General features: G+C 35.9%; 1 protein-coding gene. It reads left to right on the top strand.

Annotated features, from left to right (window positions below; translation table 11 throughout):
• Window positions 1-221 precede the first annotated feature (221 nt).
• A partial coding sequence (locus tag ACYQ2O_RS12930) for a group II intron maturase-specific domain-containing protein (protein WP_459796801.1) occupies window positions 222-382 on the top strand: 161 nt, incomplete at its 3' end.

Below are 382 nucleotides of genomic sequence, written 5' to 3'. Positions count from 1 at the left end.
AGCATCACCAAATTTATCGAAGAAGATTTACGATTGACCGTCAATAAAGAGAAGAGTCGAGTGACTACAGCCACAAAGTCAAAGTTTCTTGGGTTTCATTTATATAATCACATGGGAAAGTAGGTTGGGGATGGGAAAAAAGTCACCTTTTAGTAATAATTTATAAATCTGAGTAATTAAAAACACCGTCAAATCAAGGATCATTTTTCCTATATTTGACGGTGTCTTCTAATTCAGCTAGTTATTTCCCAGCCCCTAAACAACGTTTCCGTGAAAAGTTGAAGAAGCTTACTCGAAGAAATCGGCCAGGGAGTTTTAAAGACATTGTGACAGATATTAACCGAGTGACAGTAGGATGGATAAATTACTACAAAATTGCTTT

This window comes from Alkalibacterium sp. m-11, assembly GCF_054658155.1.
This window is presented reverse-complemented; position numbering and strand designations above follow the sequence as displayed.